This is a genomic window from Polynucleobacter tropicus (genome assembly GCF_013307225.1).
Classification (GTDB): Bacteria; Pseudomonadota; Gammaproteobacteria; order Burkholderiales; family Burkholderiaceae; genus Polynucleobacter; species Polynucleobacter tropicus.
Genome location: NZ_CP028942.1, coordinates 1607777 through 1630708, shown reverse-complemented (window position 1 = coordinate 1630708; position 22932 = coordinate 1607777). Strand labels below are relative to the sequence as shown.

Annotated in this window: 25 protein-coding genes; 22 read left to right on the top strand and 3 right to left on the bottom strand. The window is 42.9% G+C overall.

The window, feature by feature from the left end; translation table 11 throughout:
* Window position 1: 1 nt before the first annotated feature.
* A complete protein-coding gene (locus DCO17_RS08415; protein WP_173956281.1) occupies window positions 2-928 on the bottom strand; it encodes a histone deacetylase family protein in 927 nt (308 codons plus the stop codon).
* 216 nt (window positions 929-1144) lie between these two features.
* On the opposite strand from DCO17_RS08415, the gene DCO17_RS08410 reads away from it, so the two are divergent.
* The 3 genes from DCO17_RS08410 to DCO17_RS08400 all read left to right on the top strand — a co-directional run bounded on the left by DCO17_RS08410 (window position 1145) and on the right by DCO17_RS08400 (window position 4291).
* Window positions 1145-1951, top strand: a complete 807-nt coding sequence (locus tag DCO17_RS08410; protein WP_217425417.1) for a universal stress protein — start codon at window positions 1145-1147, stop codon at window positions 1949-1951.
* Between the two features lie 320 nt (window positions 1952-2271).
* Window positions 2272-3237 (top strand): cyclase family protein, encoded by a 966-nt coding sequence (locus tag DCO17_RS08405; protein ID WP_173956280.1) that lies wholly within the window; start codon window positions 2272-2274, stop codon window positions 3235-3237.
* Window positions 3238-3373: 136 nt separating this feature from the next.
* The gene (locus DCO17_RS08400; RefSeq protein WP_173956279.1) at window positions 3374-4291 is read left to right on the top strand and encodes a Bug family tripartite tricarboxylate transporter substrate binding protein; all 918 of its coding nucleotides are present in this window, start codon (window positions 3374-3376) and stop codon (window positions 4289-4291) included.
* Here the strand turns inward: DCO17_RS08400 and DCO17_RS08395 are convergent.
* Window positions 4278-4937, bottom strand: a complete 660-nt coding sequence (locus DCO17_RS08395; RefSeq protein ID WP_173956278.1) for a TetR/AcrR family transcriptional regulator — start codon at window positions 4935-4937, stop codon at window positions 4278-4280. The two genes, DCO17_RS08400 and DCO17_RS08395, sit on opposite strands and share 14 nt — an antisense overlap.
* Before the next feature lie 41 nt (window positions 4938-4978).
* Between DCO17_RS08395 and DCO17_RS08390 the strand changes: the two genes are divergently transcribed.
* From DCO17_RS08390 to DCO17_RS08350, 9 genes are all read left to right on the top strand, one after another.
* Entirely contained in the window at window positions 4979-5863 is an 885-nt protein-coding gene (locus tag DCO17_RS08390; protein ID WP_173956277.1) for a beta-keto acid cleavage family enzyme, read from the top strand.
* A gap of 8 nt (window positions 5864-5871) precedes the next feature.
* Window positions 5872-6444 carry a cupin domain-containing protein gene (locus DCO17_RS08385; RefSeq protein WP_173956276.1) on the top strand — a complete coding sequence of 191 codons (573 nt, stop codon included), beginning with the start codon at window positions 5872-5874 and terminating at the stop codon, window positions 6442-6444.
* Window positions 6445-6452: 8 nt separating this feature from the next.
* Window positions 6453-7427 (top strand): Bug family tripartite tricarboxylate transporter substrate binding protein, encoded by a 975-nt coding sequence (locus DCO17_RS08380; RefSeq protein WP_173956275.1) that lies wholly within the window; start codon window positions 6453-6455, stop codon window positions 7425-7427.
* Window positions 7428-7445: 18 nt separating this feature from the next.
* Window positions 7446-8612: an enolase C-terminal domain-like protein gene (locus DCO17_RS08375; protein WP_173956274.1), complete on the top strand. Its 1167-nt coding sequence runs from the start codon at window positions 7446-7448 to the stop codon at window positions 8610-8612.
* A gap of 102 nt (window positions 8613-8714) precedes the next feature.
* A complete protein-coding gene (locus DCO17_RS08370) occupies window positions 8715-9581 on the top strand; it encodes a dioxygenase family protein (RefSeq protein ID WP_173956273.1) in 867 nt (288 codons plus the stop codon).
* Window positions 9582-9588: 7 nt separating this feature from the next.
* A complete protein-coding gene (locus DCO17_RS08365; RefSeq protein ID WP_173956272.1) occupies window positions 9589-10350 on the top strand; it encodes an SDR family NAD(P)-dependent oxidoreductase in 762 nt (253 codons plus the stop codon).
* A 33-nt stretch (window positions 10351-10383) separates the two neighbouring features.
* Window positions 10384-11382, top strand: a complete 999-nt coding sequence (locus DCO17_RS08360; protein WP_254598753.1) for a quinone oxidoreductase family protein — start codon at window positions 10384-10386, stop codon at window positions 11380-11382.
* A gap of 25 nt (window positions 11383-11407) precedes the next feature.
* Complete coding sequence (locus DCO17_RS08355) at window positions 11408-11758, top strand: cupin domain-containing protein (RefSeq protein ID WP_173956271.1); 351 nt, start codon at window positions 11408-11410, stop codon at window positions 11756-11758.
* 32 nt (window positions 11759-11790) lie between these two features.
* Window positions 11791-12762: a tripartite tricarboxylate transporter substrate binding protein gene (locus DCO17_RS08350; RefSeq protein WP_173956270.1), complete on the top strand. Its 972-nt coding sequence runs from the start codon at window positions 11791-11793 to the stop codon at window positions 12760-12762.
* On the opposite strand, the gene DCO17_RS08345 is transcribed toward DCO17_RS08350, so the two are convergent.
* Window positions 12759-13649, bottom strand: a complete 891-nt coding sequence (locus DCO17_RS08345; protein WP_173956269.1) for a LysR family transcriptional regulator — start codon at window positions 13647-13649, stop codon at window positions 12759-12761. The genes DCO17_RS08350 and DCO17_RS08345 overlap by 4 nt on opposite strands.
* A gap of 89 nt (window positions 13650-13738) precedes the next feature.
* Here DCO17_RS08345 and DCO17_RS08340 point away from each other — a divergent pair, with 89 nt between their 5' ends.
* The 10 genes from DCO17_RS08340 to phoB all read left to right on the top strand — a co-directional run bounded on the left by DCO17_RS08340 (window position 13739) and on the right by phoB (window position 22912).
* Complete coding sequence (locus DCO17_RS08340; protein WP_173956268.1) at window positions 13739-14527, top strand: substrate-binding domain-containing protein; 789 nt, start codon at window positions 13739-13741, stop codon at window positions 14525-14527.
* Between the two features lie 16 nt (window positions 14528-14543).
* Window positions 14544-15515, top strand: coding sequence for a Bug family tripartite tricarboxylate transporter substrate binding protein (locus DCO17_RS08335; RefSeq protein WP_173956267.1), 972 nt, complete (start codon window positions 14544-14546; stop codon window positions 15513-15515).
* Between the two features lie 112 nt (window positions 15516-15627).
* Window positions 15628-16311 (top strand): haloacid dehalogenase type II, encoded by a 684-nt coding sequence (locus tag DCO17_RS08330; protein ID WP_173956266.1) that lies wholly within the window; start codon window positions 15628-15630, stop codon window positions 16309-16311.
* 61 nt (window positions 16312-16372) lie between these two features.
* The gene (locus DCO17_RS08325; RefSeq protein ID WP_173956265.1) at window positions 16373-17482 is read left to right on the top strand and encodes a linear amide C-N hydrolase; all 1110 of its coding nucleotides are present in this window, start codon (window positions 16373-16375) and stop codon (window positions 17480-17482) included.
* A 186-nt stretch (window positions 17483-17668) separates the two neighbouring features.
* On the top strand, window positions 17669-18691 hold the full coding sequence (pstS, locus tag DCO17_RS08320) for a phosphate ABC transporter substrate-binding protein PstS (RefSeq protein WP_173956264.1): 1023 nt from the start codon (window positions 17669-17671) through the stop codon (window positions 18689-18691).
* A gap of 78 nt (window positions 18692-18769) precedes the next feature.
* Entirely contained in the window at window positions 18770-19759 is a 990-nt protein-coding gene (pstC, locus tag DCO17_RS08315) for a phosphate ABC transporter permease subunit PstC (RefSeq protein ID WP_173956263.1), read from the top strand.
* Window positions 19756-20622 carry a phosphate ABC transporter permease PstA gene (pstA, locus tag DCO17_RS08310; protein WP_173956262.1) on the top strand — a complete coding sequence of 289 codons (867 nt, stop codon included), beginning with the start codon at window positions 19756-19758 and terminating at the stop codon, window positions 20620-20622. The genes pstC and pstA overlap by 4 nt, the downstream gene beginning before the upstream one ends.
* Before the next feature lie 56 nt (window positions 20623-20678).
* Complete coding sequence (gene pstB, locus DCO17_RS08305; protein WP_173956768.1) at window positions 20679-21467, top strand: phosphate ABC transporter ATP-binding protein PstB; 789 nt, start codon at window positions 20679-20681, stop codon at window positions 21465-21467.
* A gap of 12 nt (window positions 21468-21479) precedes the next feature.
* Window positions 21480-22184 carry a phosphate signaling complex protein PhoU gene (gene phoU, locus DCO17_RS08300; RefSeq protein ID WP_173956261.1) on the top strand — a complete coding sequence of 235 codons (705 nt, stop codon included), beginning with the start codon at window positions 21480-21482 and terminating at the stop codon, window positions 22182-22184.
* A 14-nt stretch (window positions 22185-22198) separates the two neighbouring features.
* Complete coding sequence (gene phoB / locus DCO17_RS08295; RefSeq protein ID WP_173956260.1) at window positions 22199-22912, top strand: phosphate regulon transcriptional regulator PhoB; 714 nt, start codon at window positions 22199-22201, stop codon at window positions 22910-22912.
* The last annotated feature ends 20 nt before the right edge of the window (window positions 22913-22932 follow it).

Below are 22932 nucleotides of genomic sequence, written 5' to 3'. Positions count from 1 at the left end.
TTTAATCCGCCCCTATAAGTACTTTAATGTGTGCTACAACACTTCTTGCTAGAGGACTCAGAACATATCCTCCTTCAAGACAAGAAACAATCCGACCTTCAGAATATTTATTTGCAATCTCTACAATTTTTTTGGTGACCCACTCATAGTCGGCCTCAACGAGCCCTAAGTTGCCCATATCGTCCTCTCTGTGGGCATCGAACCCAGCAGAAATGTAGATCATTTGCGGTTGAAATGCCTCTAATGCGGGGATCCAGTGCTGCTCAACAGCCTCTCTGAATACATCACCTTTGGATCTTGTTGGTAGGCCAATATTGATCATATTTTGGTCTGGCAAATATTCCCCGGTAAATGGGTATAAATCCTTTTCAAAAATAGAGCACATTAATACTCGGCTATCACCTTTAAAGATATTTTCACTGCCGTTTCCGTGGTGAACATCAAAATCAATTAAAGCAATTTTTTCGATTCCACGAACATCAAGTGCATGTCGTATGCCAACGGCAACATTGTTAAAGAAACAAAATCCCATTGCAGCATTTTGTTCCGCATGATGTCCTGGGGGTCTAACGCAACAGAATGCATTTGATGCTTGACCATTTAGCACAAGGTCAGTGGCAAAGACTGCTGACCCTGCGGCTCGAAGAGCAGCATTTAAAGTGTGAGGATTCATCTTAGTATCGGGATCAACTAAGGCATACCCTTCTTGAGGAGACTGAGCAATCAACTCTTTTACATATAAAGCGGAGTGAGCGCGAGATAATTCTTCTATAGATGCCAACGGGGCATCATATTCGTTCATAAAGTTTAGGTAACCAGAAATTAATAACTGATCGTTAATCGCGCCAAGTCTTTCTGGGCATTCTGGATGGCACTGACCCATCTCATGGCGCATGCAGTCTGGGTGTGAAATAAAGGCGGAAGGCAAAAATTATCCTAGTTGTAAATATGCGCAAAATTTTGGATTCAAAAGTTGCGATCATAGGGGTTTTGTGGTGTTCAATCGAAGATATTTGATTAATTACCGCTTAGATTATTTTAAAGTCGTGGCGCCATACAAAGCCAATCGCAGTTTGATTTGGATCAAATCTAATGTGGGCTATCAACGCATAATTAATACGAAGACTCTACTAATGGTGCGATTATGTTAAAAAATTTAATGGTGCATTTGGATCAATCGCCTCGATCCGAGACCCGTTTAAAAATTGCGGTTGCCCTAGCAAAGGCAAATGGCGCTCGATTGGTCGGTATGTTTGGCCAACGTTCTCGGGCCAAGCAAGTTGGCTCTATTGCAAACTGGCCTCCAGAGGAATACATATCGGCAAGGGACGCTAGTAAACAATTATTTATGCAAGAGACACGTGGCTTGCGATGTGAGTGGGTTGATGTTAATCGAGGAAGTGACTCTGAAATACAGGCGGTTTTCACTCAAAATGCTAGATATTTTGATTTAATTGTGATGGGGCAACACAATGAATCAAGCGATTCTTATTGCCCACCAGAGTTGGTGGAAGAGGTTCTTGCTAATTCTGGAAGGCCCGTTTTAATAATCCCTTATGTTGGCGATTTTTCCATCCCATTCAAGCGCCCTTTAATTGCTTGGAATGCCTCACCTGAAGCTTCACATGCGCTAAATGATTCTTTTTACTTGATTAACAGTTGTGAGCAGGCAATTATTCTTGCATTTGATTCAAGCATAGAACGAGCTGAAAAGTCTTGCGAGGAGGTGTCGACCCAGTTGGCATGTCATGGCGTCAAGTCGCGAGCGGATGTGATGGTAATAGAGGATATTGGGGTAATGGATATGCTCTTAAATAATGCTTGTGATCAGGGTGCTGATTTGCTAGTGATGGGTGCTCATAGTCAATTGGGCTTCCCTTTTTTCAGCAGGGGTGCTGGCACCCGCCATATCTTGAGAACCATGGTATTGCCTGTATTAATGTCGAGTTAGTTTGATATGTAACTAACAGATCATAGATTTAGCGGGCTTTGTATAACTGCTGATTTGTGCGAGGATCAACTTAAAAGTTTTGGTGCGCCCACCAAAAAAGCCACTCTTCGGGGTGGCTTTTGTTTTAGCGGTTGCAAGTGGAAAAATCTTGCACTGCAACAGTAATCAGTAAGTTGTGCGGATATCTATTGAGTAGCGATTTATTTGAGTCCTTATTTAATAAAAATGGGGGGCATTTATTGGGCTATTGACATGATGAGTTTTCGCTGATAATTTAAACAACTGTTTAATATTATTTAATACATAAGGCAACGGAGACAATGAAAAAAATTACACGCGCAGATTTGGCTGCCGCATCTGAAAAATATAAGAACTGGGGTAAGTGGGGCGCGGATGATGAAATTGGAACTTTGAATTTCACTAGCCCAGCTGATATTGTGGCGGCAGCGCAGTTGGTTCGTAAGGGGAAAGTCATTTCACTGGCGCTTAATTTTGATAGCAACGGTCCTCAGGGCGCAAAAACCAAATACCCCTCAATGGGGCGAATTAATCCAGTACACACCATGTTGCGTACTGGTACTGATGCATATGCTGGCGTGTTGGATAAGAGGGGTATTCGAGCTGCAGATGATATGGTTGTCATGCCTCTTCAATGCGGTACTCAGTGGGATGGTCTAGGGCACGTTTTTTATGAAAATTACATGTACAACGGGTATGACTGTCGGGAAGTTTCATCTGCAGGCGCTGCAAAATGCGGCATTGAGAAGACTAAATCAAAGATGGTTGGCAGAGGTGTGCTGCTTGATGTAGCAAGAGCCAAAGGTTTGGAATGCTTGCCCGATGGATACGGGATTACTTGCAAGGATTTAGACGACACGGCTAAGGCGCAGGGCGTAGAAATCAAACGTGGGGATTACATCATTGTGCGCACTGGTCAGATGGAAGAGAAGATAAAAGCTGGTAGCTGGGATGGATATCCAGGCGGCGACGCACCCGGATTTGCCTTTGAAACGCTTGAATGGATTCAGCGTACCGAACTAGCTGCCTTAGCCAGCGACACATGGGGATGCGAAGTTCGGCCCAATGAATCTGAGGCGGGAATAAATCAGCCATGGCATTGGATCACCATTCCAATTATGGGTATGACTATGGGCGAAATCTTTTTCCTTAAAGATATTGCTGATGACTGTGCGGCGGATGGCATTTATGAGTTCATGTTTGTCGCGCCTGCAATTCCTATCACTGGAGCAGTTGGATCCCCAACTAATCCTTTGGCTATTAAATAAATACATAAATAAATTACAAATAAAAATTTAAATTTTCTATAGGTGGATTGGAGACAAAATGTACATTCCCGCTTTTAAAGTCAATAATTTAATTAGGAAATTCTTGGGGTTTGGTTTGATTGGGAGCCTCACCCTTATGGCTACAGCTGTTTGGGCTGTTTATCCAGATAAACCAATTAAACTGATTGTGGGTTTTCCGCCTGGAGGCCCAACGGATATGACTGCTCGGATTATTGCTCCAAAATTAGGAGATCTTCTTAAGCAATCGATAATTATTGAGAATAAGGCTGGTGCTGGCGGTAATGTGGCCGCACAAGTTGTTGCAAATTCATCTCCCGATGGATATACCTTCTTATTTAACTCTGCTGCTTTTGCTGTAAATCCAGCTTTGTATGGTGCTGCTGCTGGTTATATTCCAGAAAAGAATTTTGTCCCGGTCATTTTTGCATCAACTCAAGCAAATGTCATAAGTGTGAATGAAGCGGTTCCAGTTAAAACCTTAGCTGAGTTGAGGGAGTACGCAGCTAAAAACAAATTGTCTTATTCCAGTCCCGGTTACGGAACAACGCCGCACCTTACATGTGAGAATCTCTTTCGTGTGCAATGGAAGTTGGATATCAGTCATATACCCTATAAAGGCGCAGGCCCCGCATCATTGGCGGTTGTTGGTGGTGAAACACCAATAGCTTGTACTGCGGTGGCTGGCGTTTATCAATTCTCTAAGCAGGGGAAGGTTCGTATTTTGGCGATCTCAAGCGACAAACGCTCTCCAAATCTACCTGAGGTTCCTACATTGGTTGAGTTGGGTTATCCGCAAATTAAGGACTACACATGGTCAGCAATGATGGCGCCAATTAAAACGCCAAACGATATTCTTTTAAAGATGAATCAGGCGGTAAATGTCGTCTTACAGATGCCGGATGTAAGAGAGCAAATGGATAAGGCAGGATTGGTAGTGATGGGAGGCAACCTTCAGCAAGCAAACGAATATATGACGGAAGAGGTAAACCGTTGGGCGCAGATTGTGAAGGCGGTTGGAGCTAAGGTTGAGTAGGCGGAGCTAGAAAGCCTTGTTCGCAAAAATCCAAAATTTCTGGGATAGCTTGCGCAAGGTTTCCTCCCTTACAACGACCTTTTGAGATTACCTCGATACGGCCAGTATTAGAGGCTACATATAAATATAGACCCATGACAAAAATCAATCGCCAGGAAATAGACTCTTCGCTTAATTTTGGAAGAGTTAGCTTTAACTCATCCATGAAGCGTAAGCTGGTTTTGTCATACAACTTAGATCTCAGTGCATTCTCAATGCTTTTGGGTTCGTTATGAAGTCGAGCTTGCAGCTTAACAAAGCTTTTGCCACCCTTATCTTCACTTGCCATGCGCAATGGGGGGTAAATAAATGCATATATCAATTCACGAAGTGGTACCGGTTTATTTTTTGCCCTTGCTTTGGCTTCATTCAACAAAGAATTTCGCTCTTCAAGGATGATGCTTGCGCGCCGCTCAAATACTGCATTAAACAACCCCTTTTTATTTTGAAAGTGGTAGTTAATCAGTGCTTGATTTACTTTTGCTCGAGCAGCAATGTCTCGCACTGTAGTCACGGCATAGCCATGCTCAGAGAACAAAACCTCTGCAATATCCAGCAAGCGCAAAGCAGTTGTATTACTCGAATGAGGCCGTAATTTTTTGGTCATTTTTTAATTAATTTCAAATCACTTTAACAAATGGAGATACGATGAGCAAAACAATTTTGACATGTGCGGTTACTGGTAATTTAACAAAACCGGAGATGACCCCTTATTTGCCTATAACGCCGCAACAAATTGCTGATTCTTGCTTGGGCGCCGCAGATGCTGGAGCGGCAGTAGTACATATTCATGTGCGTCATCCAGATACCGGTAAACCATCAATGGAGATAGATCACTATGCCGAGGTGATTCAATTAATCCAAAAGCATAATAAAGAGCTCGTAATTAACTTAACAACTGGTCCTGGTGGAAGATATGTTCCAACTGAAGGCGACCCTAAGTTATTTGCCCCGGGCACAACCTTATGTGATCCATTAAAGCGCGTTGAGCACGTTGCAAAACTCAGACCTGATATTTGCTCGCTTGACTTAAACACCATGAATTCCGGTCCAGATGTAGTGATGAATACACCCTCTAATGTTCGCAAGATGGCAAAGGTTATTCGTGATGCCGGTGTCATGCCTGAGTTAGAGATTTTTGATACGGGCGATCTGAATTTAGCAAAAGATTTAATTAAGGATGGGACGCTTGAAGGGCCTGGTTTGTACACATTTGTGATGGGCGTTAAGTACGGTTTAAATACTGATCCAGCAACTTTGCTATATATGCGAGATCAATTGCCATTAGGTGCTAAGTGGGCTGCATTCGGTATTAGTCGTGCTGAATTCCCAATCGTTGCGCAGGCATGGCTATATGGTGGGCACGTTCGTGTTGGCATGGAAGATAACATTTATCTGGAAAAAGGCGTCCTTTGCGAGAGTAATGCTCAGTTGGTAGAGCGCGCCCATCGGATTATTAAAGATATGGGTGGTGAATTAGCGTCATCAAATGAGACGCGTGAAATGCTTGGTCTTAAGAAAACTAACTCGTAGAGGTGTTGATGAATCACCCAAAAGGTTATGTTCGTCGAATTGTCACAGGGCACGATGCTGATGGAAATGCAATCGTTACACACGATGGCGCAGCTCCATCAGTGCATACCAATCCTTTAAGAGTGGGATTTTATTTAACGGATTTATGGCATACCGATACGACCCCCGTCCCGATTGATAATGATGTAGATACCACTTCTCGTCCATTGCAATTAGAGCCGCCTAAAAATGGCACTGTTGTGAGAATTATTGAATTTGGTCCTGAAGGTGAATGGCTACACAAATTGGCTCACGATGGTGCAAAAAGTGTCTTTAGTTCTATGGGCACAAATAAGGCATCAACTTATCAACCTGGCTCTCATCCGCTCATGCATCGTACGGAAACAGTTGATTACGCGGTTGTCCTTGAGGGAGAGATTTATTTAGTACTCGACAAGGAAGAACGTCTCATGAAGCAAGGTGATTTCTTAGTGGAGAGGGGCACTAATCATGCTTGGAGCAACCGTTCAGGCAAGCCATGCAAAATGTTATTTGTGTTAATTGATGGAAAATTTGATCCTGAGATCAAGAAACATTTTTAGGGCAAATCATGAAACTACTTTTGCGCCAAGTTTTCAGTCTCTGCACCATATTTTTTCTGGGCACGATTCAATTTGTGAGTGCTCAGGGATATCCTGACAAATCTATTCGCTTGATGGTGGGGTACGCGCCGGGTGGATTGACGGATGGAGTTGCGCGCACTTTAGCGCCCCAGTTAACTGAAATATTGGGCAAGCAAGTGGTGGTGGAAAATCGTGGCGGTGGTGGTAGTTCGATTGCAACTGATGTAGTTGCAAAAGCACCAGCAGATGGCTATACGCTCCTCATGGCTGATCAAGCGCTGATTAGTAACCCGAGTTTATTTCCAGCTTTACCATACGACACCCTCAAGGATTTAATGCCGGTAGCCCTTGTTGGGACAGCTGCGTCAGTCATTGTTGTGAACGCATCAGTACCAGTTCGTGATTTAAAGAGTTTAATTGCCTTAGCCAAGAGCAAGCCTGGAACTTTAAACTATGCTTCTGGTGGTAATGGAACAATGACGCATTTGGCTGGTGAGTTATTTAAACAAGTTGCTCGTGTTGATATTGTTCATGTCCCATATAAGGGTACTGGACCAGCTGTAGTGGATTTACTAGGGGGTCAAGTGCCCATGATGTTTAGTAGTATTGGTCCAGTAGCTCAGTATATTAAGTCCGGTCAATTGATCGCCTTAGCGGTTACAGGAGATAGTCGTTCACCTGCATTACCTAACATTCCCACGCTATCTGAGTTGGGTCTTGCGCAAGCAACGGTGATTGGCTATTGGGGTGTAATGACGCCTACAGGCACCCCTAATGATGTTGTGGAAAAACTTGCCAAATCCATTGCTGAAGCAGTTAAACGACCAGATGTAAATCAAAGACTCGTTAATCTAGGAATCGATCCATCTTTTGTAGTCGGCGCGCGCTATGAAAAGATCTTAAACGCTGAGATTCCCAAATGGGCTCAAGTGATAAAACAAGCAAACATTCGAATTGACTAAAGATTCAGAAAGAGACCCGTGAGAATCGTTGATATTCGAGAGCACTCAGTACCCCTAAATTCAAGTATCCGTAATGCAGTATTTGATTTTAGTGAGATGACTACATCAGTAGTTGCGGTAACAACTGATGTGGTACGCAATGGAAGGCCCGTGGTAGGCTTTTCTTTTAATTCAACAGGGCGATACGCATGTGGTGCGCAAATGCGTGACCGTCTCATCCCTCGAATTATGAAAGCCGACCCAGAGACCCTATTGAATGATGTCGGCAATAATTTAGATCCCGAAAAAATTTTAGCCTGCATGATGCAGCGTGAAAAGCCAGGCGGTCATACCGAGCGATCGGTGGCTATAGGCACGATTGAGGTCGCTATTTGGGATGCGGTTGCAAAAATTGAAGATTGTCCATTGCATGTGACTCTAGCCAATCGGTTTTCTGATGGCAAAGTGCAAAAAGAAATTCCTTGTTATGTAGGAGGCGGGTGGTATGTCCCTAATAAAGGTATTCCTGAGTTGTTAGATGAAATTAAAAGCCGTCTTGATGAAGGCTATACAACCATGAAGATTAAGGTGGGCGGGGCCTCGATTGAGGAAGATATTGCCCGGCTAGAGGCATCGTTAAAGATTGTTGGTGGAGGGCAGCATTTAGCAGTTGATGCAAATGCAGGTTTAACGCCAGAGCGCGCGCTTGCCTATGCAAAAGTATTGCAGCCATATAACTTGCGTTGGTTTGAAGAGCCAACGGACCCTTTAGATTTTGCTTTGCTTGCTGAGATTGTAGATATTTACCAATCACCAATTGGGACTGGAGAGAATCTTTTTTCAACACAAGACATACGCAATCTAGTTCATTTTGGAAATCTTCGCAAAGATCGCGACATCATTCAGATTGATGTGCCTCAGTCTTATGGAATTGTGCAGTTTAGTAGAACGCTGAAAATGCTTGGCGATCGAGGATGGGGACGGCACTCCATCTTTCCTCATGGAGGAAATTTAATGACTTTGGCCATAGTGGCTGGATTTGGATTGGGTGGGTGTGAAGCCTATCCAGGCACGTTTGGAGTTTTTGCAGGTTTTGCAGATGATTCCCAAATTCGTAATGGAAAAATTAATTTGTCTGAGAGGCCTGGCATCGGTTTTGAGGGGCAAAATGCACTTTATGATGTTATGAAAAAAATCGGCAAGTAAAGAAAACGCAATTTTATAAATATGAATGAATTCTTAGGTGCTAAATCTTATGCTTAATCTTTTTGGTGAGTCAAAGAGCATAGGAAATACTGGAGTTGAAATATGACGCTTATCACAAGTCCAGAGTCAATTTTGGACATTGCCACCGCGGCAATGCAGAGTACCGAGGATCAGCGTCTAAAAACGCTAGTCGTTTCTTTGACCAAACATTTGCATCAGTTTGTTTTGGAAAATCAGCTTACAGAGAAAGAATTTGAGCGGGCACTCCAATTTCTTGTCGACATTGGTCAGGCAACAGGAAAAAATACAAATGAGGTGGTGCTTGCCGCAGATATCTTGGGCGTTTCTTCATTGGTATCTACGATTAACAATCTTGACTTAGATGGCGGCTCATATGCAGCCTTGTTGGGTCCATTTTGGCGTAAAAATGCACCTTTATGCGCTTGGGGAGAGAGTATTTCGCGCACTGATTTAGGTGGGCAGCTAATGGAGGTCCGTGGATTAATTTTAGATGAGGATAAAAATCCAATTTCCTCTGCAATTGTTGATGTATGGCATTCCTCGCCTGTTGGTTTTTATGAGAATCAAGATGAGAACCAAATTGATATGAACTTACGAGGTAGATTTGAGACAAATGAACACGGGGAGTTTTTCTTTAGAACCATTCGTCCTGCTGGATATCCAGTCCCAACTGATGGACCCTGTGGTGAGTTACTGCGCGCACAAAAGCGACATCCCAATCGACCTGCTCATATCCATTTTATGATTTCAAAGCCAGGCTATAAAGTTTTAATTACTCAGGTATTTGACGCCACAGATAAAAACTTAGAAAGTGATCCAGTCTTCGGAGTATCGAAGCAACTCGTTGGAAACTATCTTACGGATGAGAAGACGGGTATCTGTAAGTTGAATCATGCTTTTGTATTGCAGGCTGGGGAGATGATTTTCCCGGCCCCACCCATTCCTTAGGAGAATTATGAGTACTTTTCAATCGGTTGATGATTTAAATGGAAAGGTTGCCGTCATTATTGGTGGCAATGGGGCTGTAGGATTTGCTACTGCCAAGCGTTTGGCAAATCTGGGTGCAACATGTGTGCTAATTGGGCGTAATTCTATTCAAAAAGGAGTCGAGCAAATTAAAGAGTTGCCTCCTGGTAAACATTTTTGCTTGAACGCATCCATTACTGATTCGCCAAGTCTGGTTGAGGCTGCGCGCGAGGTAGAAAGTCGTCTAGGGAAATGCGACATTTTAGTAAATTCTGCTGGCTTTACAAAACCCGTGCCGGCAGGAAACTTGGATCTTTTAACTGATGAACTAATAGATGAAATATTAAAAGCAAATTTTCGTGGTGTATTTGCATCGATCAGAACATTTCAGCAATTACTCAAGGCAAGTGGAGACGGTTTGATTGTTAATGTTTCGTCGATTGCCGGTTTTACCGGAACCGGTAGTAATCTGGCTTATGTTGCTGCAAAAGCTAGTCTTGATATAGTCAGCGAGTCTTTGGCAAAAGTATTGGCCCCTACAATTCGCGTTTTATGTGTTTCTCCAGGGGTTGTGGATTCGAGCTTTGTCCCTGGACGTGGCGCAGACTTCAATGATAAAACCGCTGCAACAACTCCACTTAGACGAATTGGTACCCCCGATGATGTGGCCTCAGCAATTGAGGCATGCGCTACAAGATTACGTTTCTCAACAGGAACTCGAATAGTGACTGATGGTGGTCGTCATCTTTAGTGATCTAGAAACTTGGATGTTATTTGGAAGATTATGACAACTGTTAAAAAAGACTTGCGTGCCATACGTCTCAATAATAAGGCCTCAACCATTGACGATCTGCTTATCGCTATTGAGGGTCAGTCGACCCCAAATTTAAAAAACGGAGAAGCTTTAGTTCGGGTCTACAGCGCTGGCGTTAATCCAAGTGATGTCAAGGCCGCTCTTGGCATCATGCCTAAAGCAGTTTTTCCTCGTATACCAGGACGGGATTTTTCAGGGGTTGTTGTTGATGGACCCCCTGAGTGGTTAGGGAAGGAGGTATGGGGTTCGGGTGGTGATGTTGGGATTACGCAAAATGGTTCTCATGCTGGGTGGTTGGTATTGCCAGTATTGGCTTTGCATGAAAAGCCAATCAATTTGAGCTTTGAAGAAGCTGGCTCTGTAGGCGTGCCTTTTGTTACTGCTTACGAGGGATTTAGAAGAAGCGGTATGCCAAAGTCTGGTCAAACAGTAGTGGTAATGGGAGCAAACGGTAAGGTTGGGCAAGCTGCAGTACAAATTGCAGCCATGAATGGCGCTAATGTTATTGCCGTTCAGCGCTCAGAGGTATATGAAACATTTGCCTGCTCAATGGTGAATGTGGTCAATTCAAAGGAATCTGAGCCAGATGAGATTGCTCAGAAAATAATGAAATTGAGTAATGGCAAAGGTGCCGATATTATTTTTAATACAGTAGGTAGCCCCTATTTTGAGGCTGCAAACAAATCTTTGGCTAAAGGTGGAACACAAATTTTTATTGCGACTCAAGATCGCGCCGTTCCATTTGATATTTTTACTTTCTATCGCGGAATGCACACGTATGTAGGTATTGATACCTTAGCATTGGACTGCATTGAATCAACAAAGCTCCTGAACTTAATGCGTGATGGATTTGAATCTAACAAACTGAAGCCTTTTAAGGTTGACCAAGTATTTGATCTTGAAGATGCGCTTAAGGCTTATAAGCTAGTTTTAGGCGGTTCGCAAAACAGGGTTGTATTTAAGTTATAGCTCTAGATGCTTGACCGGAGAAATCATGCACATTACCCGTATTGACCAAGCCAAACCTTATCAAGCTAATAATCACGACAATATGACTTGTTTGCGTCTGCAGGGTAAGGAAGCAAGTTCTTGTCATCAAATGTGGATGGGTATGAGCGTCATTGAGCCTGGCGGCCAGACTGGTTTAGATGCCTCGGATGTTGAAAAAATTTATTTTGTTGTTGAGGGTGAGGTAACGGTTATTTGTGAATCTGTTACAGGTGAAAAATCAGAAGCCATTTTGGGTCCGCATGACTCCTGTGTTTTTTTAATAGGGGAGAAAAGGCAGCTCAAGAATCTTGGTAGTCAAATTGCAAAGGTTGTATTGGTCATGGCGTCGCCATAATTTTCTTTAACTATGGAATAAAAATATCAATCATGAGATCACTAAAAATTATCTTTTTTCTTGCATTTTTATTCTTAGGTGTGAATGCGTCCTTTTCTCAAACTTCATGGCCTAAAGCACAAACAATACGTTTTATCGTCCCCTTCACCGCTGGAAGCGGTACGGATGTAGTGGCTCGGTTGCTGGCAAATAAATTAGCCGAGAATCTTGAGACATCAATTTTTGTTGAAAATAAACCTGGGGCCGGAGGTACTATCGGCGCGGCTATTGTGGCCAAAGCCGAGCCAAATGGGTATACATTTTTAATTACTTCATCTGGGCATACGGTAAATCCATCGCTTTATACCAATCTTCCTTACGACACTCTGAGGGATTTCTCGGGCGTGACTTCGTTGGTGGAGTTGCCTAACGTGATGGTTACTTCTCCTGATTCAGGGTATCAATCGGTAAAAGATTTGGTCACTAAAGTTCAAGCGACTCCAGGACTTAAAAACTATGCATCTGCTGGCAATGGATCTGCAACTCATATGAATGCCGAAAAATTTAAAATGGCTGCCAAGCTCAATGCAAACCATATACCCTACAAAGGGACCCCAGATGCCATTACGGATACCATGGCCGGAAGAGTTGATTGGTTTTTTTCTCCCATAGTATCTGCTTTGCCTTTAATTAAAGAAGGTAAGTTGCAGGCATTAGCTGTTGGAACTGATAAAAGATCGCCTGTTCTTCCCGCAGTGCCTACCACTGCCGAGGCGGGGGTGCCCAATTCATCTTATGTATTTTGGGTGGGGCTCTTTGCCCCTTCAAAGACTCCGAGAAAAATCATAGATCATATGAATCAAAGCATTGTTGCTGTCATGAAAGACCCGCAAATACTCTCTCAATTAAATAAGCTCGGTGCAGACGCCATGATAATGAGTCCCACTAAATTTGATCAAATGGTCAAAACGGAGATGGATTCGAATGCTGTACTGGTTAAAGAATCTAAGATGGTCGTTAATTAGGAATTCTTAATTTTTCCGAGCAGAAGATCTGCAACGGGGGATAATTTTCCGCCGTGGGCTGTTATCACACCAATACCTCTGCTTAAGACAGGATTTATCAATGGAATAGTCTTAAGGTCCGAATGATTCTTTTGGTTAAAGGAGAGCAGGGGGATAATTCCAATGCCAAAACCCGCGCTCACGAGATTGGGTAGCGATGATACGCGATTCGCTTCGATACATATCGAGCTGCTTAAGTCTTTATCTAGCAATTGGGTATTCAATACCTGACGATTTCCGCTTTCTTGTCCTATGGTAATCAAGCGTTGACCATTTAGCTGATCCCATTCTAGTTTGTCGTGAATAGCTAGCGGATCGGTCAGTTTAGTTAATGCCACAAAGATGTCATTTTGAATCTTTTCAAAAATAATTCCTGGGATAGGGCTACTCAAAAATCCAAGTCCAAAGTCAGCCTTCCCATTTCTTACGTTTTCAATCACAGACGATTCCGAACCATCCAAAATTTTTACTTTGATCTTTGGATAGTTTTTAAGTAGACGTTCAATCGGTTTTGTAAGAAGGCTATCTATTGTTGAGGGTATGCAGGCAATCGTTATTTGGCCAATGTAAAGGTCGGCAATATCGCCAATATTTAATGCCGTTTCTTCTAGCTGCCCTAAGGTAACTTGCACGCGTTCTAGAAAGGATCGTCCAACAGGTGTGAGCTTGACTTCCCTGGTTGTTCTATTAAAGAGGCGAACACCTAGAGTTGACTCTAGCTTCTCGATGCGCCTTGAAAGCGCTGGGGTCGATAAATCAATCGCTTCGGCAGCCAATTTAAAGCTATTGCGCTCAGCAACTGCAACAAAAGCAATGAGTTGCTGAAAATCAAAATTGATGCGTTTCATGCAACAATAATATCAAATATTGCAATTTACAAATTAAATGCCTTATTTGAAAATAAATCGTTTTTTAAATTTTGCTCAGGAGACATCAATTGATTCAATTATTTAAACGAGGAATAGTTGGCCTTTTACTTGGGATTCTTATTGCGAGCTCTGCCCTAGCTGCAGACATCCAAGTAATTACTTCAGGCGCATTTGCCGAAGCATTAAAGGCTTTAGTACCCGAGTATGAGAAGCAATCACCCAACAAAGTAATTATTTCTTATGGCTCATCTATGGGCACGGCACCGGATTCAATTCCATCTAGACTTGCTCGCGATGAAAAGTTTGATGTCTTGATTTTGGCATCACCATCTTTGGATGGCTTTATTAAAAGTGGTGCAGTACAGCCAGGCACTCGCGTTGACCTAGTAGCTTCTGTTATTGGTGCTGCCGTTAAGGCAGGCGCTCCTAAGCCAGACATCAGTACGGTTCCGGCCCTAAAGCAAGCCTTACTCAACGCAAAATCTGTCGCTTACTCAGCTAGTGCAAGTGGAACTTATTTATCCACTGAGCTATTTCCTAAATTGGGGATTGCTGAGCAAATGAGTAAGACTGCTAAAAAGATATACAGCGAACGAGTTGGCACCGTAGTGGCAAGAGGTGATGCTGAATTAGGATTTCAGCAAGTTAGTGAGTTAATTCCAATTTCAGGAATTGATTTCATTGGAGAGATTCCTCCCGAGATTCAGCAAACCGTTTTATTCTCCGCAGGCATTACTAGCAATGTTGCAAACCTAAATGCTTCTAGGGATCTCATTGCATTTCTGGCATCCCCTAAGGCTGCGCCCACTATTCAGAAAGCAGGATTAAAGCCTGTATTGCCAGCATTGCCTTGGTAACCAAAGAAGGACAAAAATGTTTAGCTTAAAAAAATTCTTTCAGTTGGCTCTAGTTGGCCTCCTGCTACCCGCTTCGTTGATGGCTCAAGAATTCCCGCCAAAAAAGACGGTAACTATGGTGGTGGGATTTGCGGCTGGTGGTTCAGCAGATACAGCCGCTAGAGTGATTGCAAAAAAACTTGCAGAAAATATTGGACAGGCAGTTGTAGTTGATAACAAACCTGGTGCAGGAGGCAATATTGCTCATGCTGCTGTGGCAAATGGGCCCACTGATGGATCCATGATTTTGCTTGGATCAATTGGCCCGCTGACAATTGCGCCTCATATGATGAAGGTTTCATATGACCCCTTTAATGATTTGGCGCCACTCACAATGGGCCTGATGTTTCCAAATATCTTGGTTGTACCAAGCTCTCTGGGGGTCAAGAACCTAAAAGAATATGTGGCGCTAGCAAAAAAAGAGCCAGGAAAGCTCACCTTTGCTTCCACTGGGAATGGTTCGGCCTCACATTTACAGGGCGAACTCTTTGATGGTGTTGCAGGGATTGATGTAGTTCATGTTCCTTACAAGGGTGGAAATCCAGCAATGGTTGATTTGCTTGCTGGTCGCGTTTCTGCTTATTTTTCTTCACCGTCTACTGCTGGTCCATTTATTAAAGAGGGCAAGTTGATTCCATTGGCAGTGACGAGTGCAAAGCGTTCCCCGTTTTATCCAAAAGTTCCTACAATTGCTGAGTCTGGATATCCAGGATTTGACTCAACAAACTGGTATTCCTTCATGGCACCAGGAAAAACCCCGACACCTATTTTGGATGGTTGGAATAAAGCACTAGTTAAGACTCTAAAAGATAAAGAGGTGATCGCTGCGTTGGGGGAGCATAACTTTAGTCCTGCGCCTATGAGTAGAGAGGATTTGGCAAAATTTATTGCCAAAGAGTCTACAACTTGGGGAAAAATTATTAAGGAAAAAAATATTAAAGAAGATTAAGTTGTAGAGACATTACTTAAGACTTTCTTTCAGTCAAAACCCTCATCAGCAATGGTGAGGGTTTTGTGTTTTTAAAGGACAATAGATATTCATAAAATGCAGGAGACATAACGTGTACAAATTAATTGCTTTTGATGCTTATGGAACATTATTTGATGTGTATTCCATGGGGCAGTTAGCAGAAGAGTTATTTCCTGGACATGGTCAAGACTTAGCTTTGATGTGGCGCGATCGTCAAATTGAATACACCCGTTTAGTGACGATGAGCGATCCCAATCCAAGCGGTAGCAAACACTACCTGCCATTTTGGGAGTTAACAATTCGTTCATTACGTTATGTTTGTAAGCGCATGGACCTAAGTCTTACTCCTGAATATGAAAAACGACTCATGGATCAATATGCCAAGCTAACAGGATTCGAAGATAGTCTCAGCGTATTGCAAGTAATCAAAAATAGAGGAATTGCGACTGCGATATTGTCGAATGGCAGTCGAGAAATGCTTGCAACTGTAGTTGAGAGCAATGGTTTAAAACCATATTTAGATAAAGTGGTGACGATTGAAGATGTCCGACTATTTAAAACTGCTCCACAGGCATACGAGCTTTTGCTCAAAGCATTTCCAGTGCAAAAGAAAGAAATATTATTTGTATCTAGTAATGCTTGGGATGCACTGGCGGCAAAATGGTATGGCTTTGATGTATTTTGGGTAAATCGACAAGGGCATCCATTTGAAGAAATTGGCGAAAAGCCGAATTATCAAGGAGCTTCCTTAAGCAAGGTATTACAAGTCATATAGCAATAGTAGTTTTTGAAATGATGTATTTTTTCTTAGATCATGTTTATTGAAAGGTTGATTTATGAGATATGGACTATTAATAAGGGCCTTGGTTGCTTTGTTATCAGTTTCTCTAACTTTTGCGCCAACGCTTAGTTATGCGTGTACCAGTTTTCTTCTAAGAGGTAATGATGGTGGTTATGTATATGGCCGCACTATGGAATTTGGGCTGCCTCTCAAATCAGAATTAACTTCTATTCCAAGAAATTATGTTGCCAAAGGTATTGGTGTTGATGGCAAGTATGGTTCAGGAATGGGTTGGACTGCCAAATACGCCGCTGTTGGAATGAACCCAATGGGCTTGCCAGAGTTGGTTGATGGCATGAATGAAAAAGGCCTTATTGCCGGCATGCTCAATCTGCCTAATAGCTCGGAATATCAAGCGGTAACTGCAGCAAATTCCGCGGAAAGCATTAGCTCTTTGCAGGTACTTACTTATGCCTTAACAAATTTCGCAACAGTTGACGAGGTGAAGGCGGGTCTAAGAAAAATTAAAGTTAATGGCGCAAAGATCGCTCAGTATGGCAACAACACGCCATTGGTTCACTACACCTTTCATGATGCCAACGGCAAAAGTATTGCGGTTGAGTACATCAAAGGTGAGTTACAAATTACCGATAACCCTATTGGTGTGATGACTAACGATCCTCCGTTTCAAGATCACCTTAATAGTGTCGGTAATTATCTAAACCTTTCTAAAGTAGAAAAACCACCACTGGTTATTAATGGAGCAAAATTCACTGCCCCAAGCTCGGGCTCTGGCTTACATGGCCTTCCCGGGGATTATTTGAGTCCAAGTCGATTTATTCGTGCGCTGTTCTTAGCAAATTCAGTACCAACTAACTACAGCACCGCTCAAATGAACGCGGCAGCTTGGCATATCTTAGGTAGTTTTGATATTCCACCTGGCTCTGTCACTTTGCCAGCAACAAATCCCTATGGAGGTGGTATCGGTGGGTTTGAGGTAACGGAATGGAGTGTCACGGCAAATAATAAAAATATGACCTATATGGTTAAGATGTATGAGAACACCAACGTCTATGTATTTGACTTCAAAAAAATGGATGTGAATGCCAAAGACATCAAATACACCAAATTGAATCAACCATTACTAACCATTCCCACAAACTAATTCCAGGGGAAAGGCAGTAATTTGAAAACCACCTTCGGGTGGTTTTTTATTGACCAGCTCAAATGTAGGTCGCAAATACGAATTTATAGGGTCTAGAGCCCCGTATTTGGGATGTCATAAAACTGTCATATTGGAGTTTTATCGTTCTGATATCGCGCTAACGCGCATATTTTAAGGACCGGTTTAATGAAATCTTTCTTGAAAAAAGCCCTTGCAATAGGCGCTATTTCACTTGCTCCAGCAGCTTTCGCAGTCGATATGACTGGTGCAGGCGCTACCTTCCCGTACCCAATATATGCTAAGTGGGCAGAAGCATTTAAAGCAAAAACCGGTTCAAATTTAAATTACCAATCGATTGGTTCATCAGGTGGTATTAAGCAGATCAAAGCCAAGACGGTGGACTTTGGCGCAACAGACAATCCTGTGAAGTTTTCTGATCTAGAGGCTGATGGCCTAGTTCAGTTCCCAGCCATTATTGGTGGTGTTGTCCCTGTGATTAACGTCGATGGGGTAAAGCCTGGAGAAATCAAATTAGATGGCCCTACTTTGGCAGATATTTTCCAGGGTGTAATCTCAGATTGGGGTGATAAGCGTATTGCCATTATGAATCCAGGCGTCAAGATTCCATCTGGCCCTATTACTGTTGTGGTGCGAGCTGATGGCTCTGGAACTACAGCAATCTTTACAGACTATCTAGCAAAAACAAGTTCATTATTTAAGGATTCTGTTGGCTCTGGCGCATCAGTAAAGTGGCCTGCAGCTTCCACGGTCGGTGGCAAAGGTAATGAAGGTGTTGCTGCAAATGTGACCAGAGTAAAAAATGCAATTGGTTATGTTGAGTATGCATATGCCAAGAAAAATAAGATGACCTTTATTTCTCTAAAGAATAAAGATGGTCAATTTGTAGCTCCGGATGACTTAACATTCTCTGCTGCAGCTGCAAGTACAGATTGGTCAGCTGTTCCAGGCATGGGAACTTTCATCACAAATGCCCCAGGCGCAAAGTCATGGCCAATTACGGGAGCCTCATTTATCTTGATCTACAAAAATCCTGAAAACAAGACTAATGTCGCTGAGGTCATTAAGTTCTTTGATTTTGCTTTCAAGGAGGGAAAGAAGATGGCTGAAGATTTGGACTACGTTCCTATGCCTGATAAAACAACAGATTTCATTCGCAAGAATGTATTCACAAAGATCGCAACAAAGTAATTTTGAACTTATGTCTATTTGATCAAATAAGGCGACTCTACTGAGGTGGGGTCGCTAGATCAATAAGCCCCAATCAATATGAACGATAGCGCCCGGCAACATTCTGCACCTACTGCACAGGCGCTGAAAATCGCCAGAATCCAAAGGATTCAGGATTTTCTGTTTCACCGCGTCACCCAGTTTTTTGCATGTAGCGTCCTAATCGCTTTGCTAGGGATCATTATTTCATTAGTAATTAATGCCTGGCCGGCTCTGCATACCTTTGGCCCCGCATTTTTCTTCACCCAAGAGTGGGATATTGTGAATGGTGAATTCGGCGGCTTAATTGCTATTTATGGCACCCTTGTAACCTCTCTGATTGCGCTATTAATTGCTGTTCCACTGAGTTTCGGAATTGCTGTTTTCTTAACAGAGTTGTGTCCCGGTCCATTACGCAGGCCTTTGGGAACAGCTGTGGAGCTTCTAGCTGCTGTGCCTTCCATTATTTATGGCATGTTTGGACTTTTCATCTTTGCTCCTTTATTTGCTGAATACATTGAGCCTGCATTAGCTGCAACACTTGGAAAAATTCCTGGTTTAGGCATTTTATTTTCCGGCGCTTTCAATGGAATTGGCGTCTTATGTGCCGGATTAATTCTTGCAATGATGATTCTGCCTTTCATTTCATCGGTAATGCGCGATGTATTTGAAATTGTCCCCCCAGTGCTTAAAGAGTCTGCATATGGAATAGGATGTACTACGTGGGAAGTGGTTAAAAACGTTGTGCTACCTTATACAAAGGCTGGCGTTATTGGTGGTGTGATGCTTGGTTTGGGTAGGGCCCTTGGCGAAACAATGGCGGTTACATTTGTAATTGGAAATTCGCAACGTCTATCTGCATCATTATTTGCCCCAGGAACCTCAATTGCCTCAACACTTGCTAATGAGTTTGGCGAAGCTGAGGCCGGCAATCATTTGTCCTCACTATTTGCATTAGGGCTGGCACTTTTCATTATCACTTTCATTGTTTTGGCATGTGCTAAATGGATGCTAAACAATATGGAAAAGAAACAAGGCCTTAAATCATGAACAAGGCTACCAATATCAATCCTGCGGTGTTTGCTCGTCGTAAGAGGGCAAACAAGATTGGGCTAGCTCTATCAATGAGTGCCATGGGCTTGGGAATGGTTTTCTTGTTTTGGATTTTGGGTGTGCTGGTAATTAAAGGATTTTCTTCTATCGATTTTTCCCTATTTACTCATAGCACTCCAGCGCCAGGTTCTGATGGCGGCGGTCTTGCCAATGCGATTGTTGGTAGCCTCATGATTATTGGCTGCTGTACTTTAATTAGCACTCCGATTGGAGTTTTGGCTGGAGTTTATCTTTCTGAGTATGGCGATCGAAGTAAAGTTGCGGCTACCACGAGATTTGTTACTGACATCATGCTCTCGGCGCCATCGATCGTGATTGGATTGTTTGTTTATGCCTTTGTCGTGGCCCAGGTGAAACACTTTTCTGGTTGGGCCGGGACGATCGCATTGGCATTAATTGCAATACCAGTAGTTGTGAGAACAACAGAGAATATGCTGCGTTTAGTGCCTGGTAGCTTGCGTGAGGCGGCCTATGCTTTGGGCGCCCCAAAGTGGAAGGTTGCTTTTATGATCACCTTGAGAGCTGCGCAAAGTGGAGTTATGACTGGAATTTTGCTGGCACTTGCTCGTGTAAGCGGCGAAACTGCACCACTTCTATTTACAGCGCTTAATAACCAATTTTTCTCAACAAATATGAATGCGCCAATGGCGAACTTGCCAGTGGTGATATTTCAGTTTGCAATGAGTCCATATGACAATTGGGTAAGTTTGGCATGGGGTGGGGCGCTGTTGATTACATTCGCCGTACTTGGATTAAATATCTTGGCTCGTGTGGTTTTTCGAGACAAGGTTAAAGCGTAATGAGTGATATGAGAACAATGTTTGACTTAAATCAGATTGATGGTCAAGGAGCTGGAATGAACACTGGTATTCAAGAGCCGCAGAATTCGGCCGTTAATGCGATTGAGGTTAGAAATTTAAATTTCTTCTATGGCTCATTTCAAGGCTTAAAGAAAATAAACCTTGATATTGAGCAAGGCAAGGTAACTGCATTTATTGGACCATCCGGCTGCGGTAAATCTACTCTTCTCAGAACCTTAAATCGAATGTATGACCTTTATCCAGGGCAGCGTGCTGAAGGAGAGATTAATTTTTATGGTCAAAATATCCTTGAGCCTGGTTTAGATTTAAATTTATTGCGTTCTAGGATTGGTATGGTTTTCCAAAAGCCAACACCTTTCCCAATGTCAATTTATGAAAACATTGCTTTTGGAGTTCGACTCTATGAAAAGCTTAGTCGCTCAGAGATGGATGAGCGAGTGGAATGGGCGTTGAACAAGGCTGCCCTCTGGTCTGAGGTTAAAGATAAGCTAAATCAAAGTGGTTTATCTTTATCTGGTGGTCAGCAGCAGCGTTTATGTATTGCTAGGGGCGTAGCCGTTAAGCCTTCGGTGATATTGCTTGATGAGCCAACTTCAGCGCTTGACCCTATATCTACTGGCAAGGTTGAGGAGCTTATTCATGAGCTAAAAAATGAATACACTATTGCAATCGTTACTCATAATATGCAGCAAGCGGCACGCGTATCGGACTATACGGCGTATATGTATTTAGGAAGCCTGATTGAATATGGTAAGACTGATGAAATCTTCATCAAGCCAAAGCGCAAAGAAACTGAAGATTACATTACCGGTCGATTCGGTTAATAGGAGACTGCTATGCCAGATAAACACTTATCCTCACAATTTGATGCCGATTTAAATTCCTTGTCTAGCCGCCTCTTGGAAATGGGCGGATTGGTAGAGTCTCAAATCGCTACTGCGATGCGAGCATTTACTCAAATGGATGTAGATACTTGCAACGTGGTTATTGAAAATGAAAAGCTAGTAAATGATCTTGAAATTCAGATCGACTTGGCTTGCACTGAATTAATTGCCCGTAGACAGCCGACTGCAAGAGATTTGCGTTTAGTAATGGCGGTTTCTAAAGCAATTACCAATTTAGAAAGAGCTGGTGATGAGGCTGAGCGAGTGGCTAAAAGAACCAAACGACTGATTGAATCCGGGGTTAACAGCAAAATCAACGTGGCTGAAATTCGCCTGTCTGGTCAAATGGCAATTTCACTCCTGAGGCGTAGTTTGGATGCATTTGCGCGACTCGATACGGTTGCGGCTGCTGAGGTGGTTCAAGAAGATCGTCAAATTGATGAAGAGTTCCGTGCATTTGTGCGTAAACTAATAACCTATATGATGGAAGACCCCCATACAATTTCAACAGGTCTGGATATGCTCACCATAGCAAAGGCTATTGAGCGTATTGGCGATCATGCAAAAAACATTGCTGAATTTGTCATCTATGTGGCTAAAGGCTCTGACGTGCGTCATATGCCGCATGAAGATCTTATTCGTGAGGCAAGTAAATAGGATTTAAGAGTCAGTTGGCACAGCAAATACTCATTGTTGAAGACGAACCATCAATCGCTGAACTGATTGCGGTGAATTTGACGCATGCAGGCTATATTGTTAGCAGGGCTATGCAATCTGATGAAGCAATATCTATGCTTGCTACCCAAGTGCCTGATCTAATCGTGCTCGACTGGATGTTGCCTGGTAAGTCTGGCGTTCAACTTGCTAAAGAGTTAAGGGCCAACGAAAATTACAGCGGTATTCCAATCTTGATGTTAACTGCCAAAGGGGAAGAGGCTGATAAGGTGGCTGGCCTAGATGCTGGCGCAGACGATTATGTTACCAAGCCCTTCTCGCCAAAAGAGCTAATTGCCCGAGTAAAGGCCTTATTAAGAAGATATTCAGCAACTCCAGAAGAGGGGCCCTTGGTAGTGGGGCCCATGAGTCTCGATGCAGTGACTCATCGAATTTCTGTGAATTGGCCAGATCAAGAGATGAAGAATCTTTCTTTGGGTCCTACAGAATTTAGGCTTCTAAATTTTCTGATGGCTAATCCTGAGAGGGTTCATTCAAGAGCCAATTTACTTGATCATGTCTGGGGTAATGAGGCATACATCGAGGAGCGAACTGTCGATGTTCATGTAAAAAGACTCAGGGCGGCATTGGCGCCATTTGGCTGTGATCAGTTTATTGAAACTGTCAGGGGTAGTGGATACCGTATTACCAAAACACCACTTTCCCAATAAAGCCCCTCATGCTCTAAGAT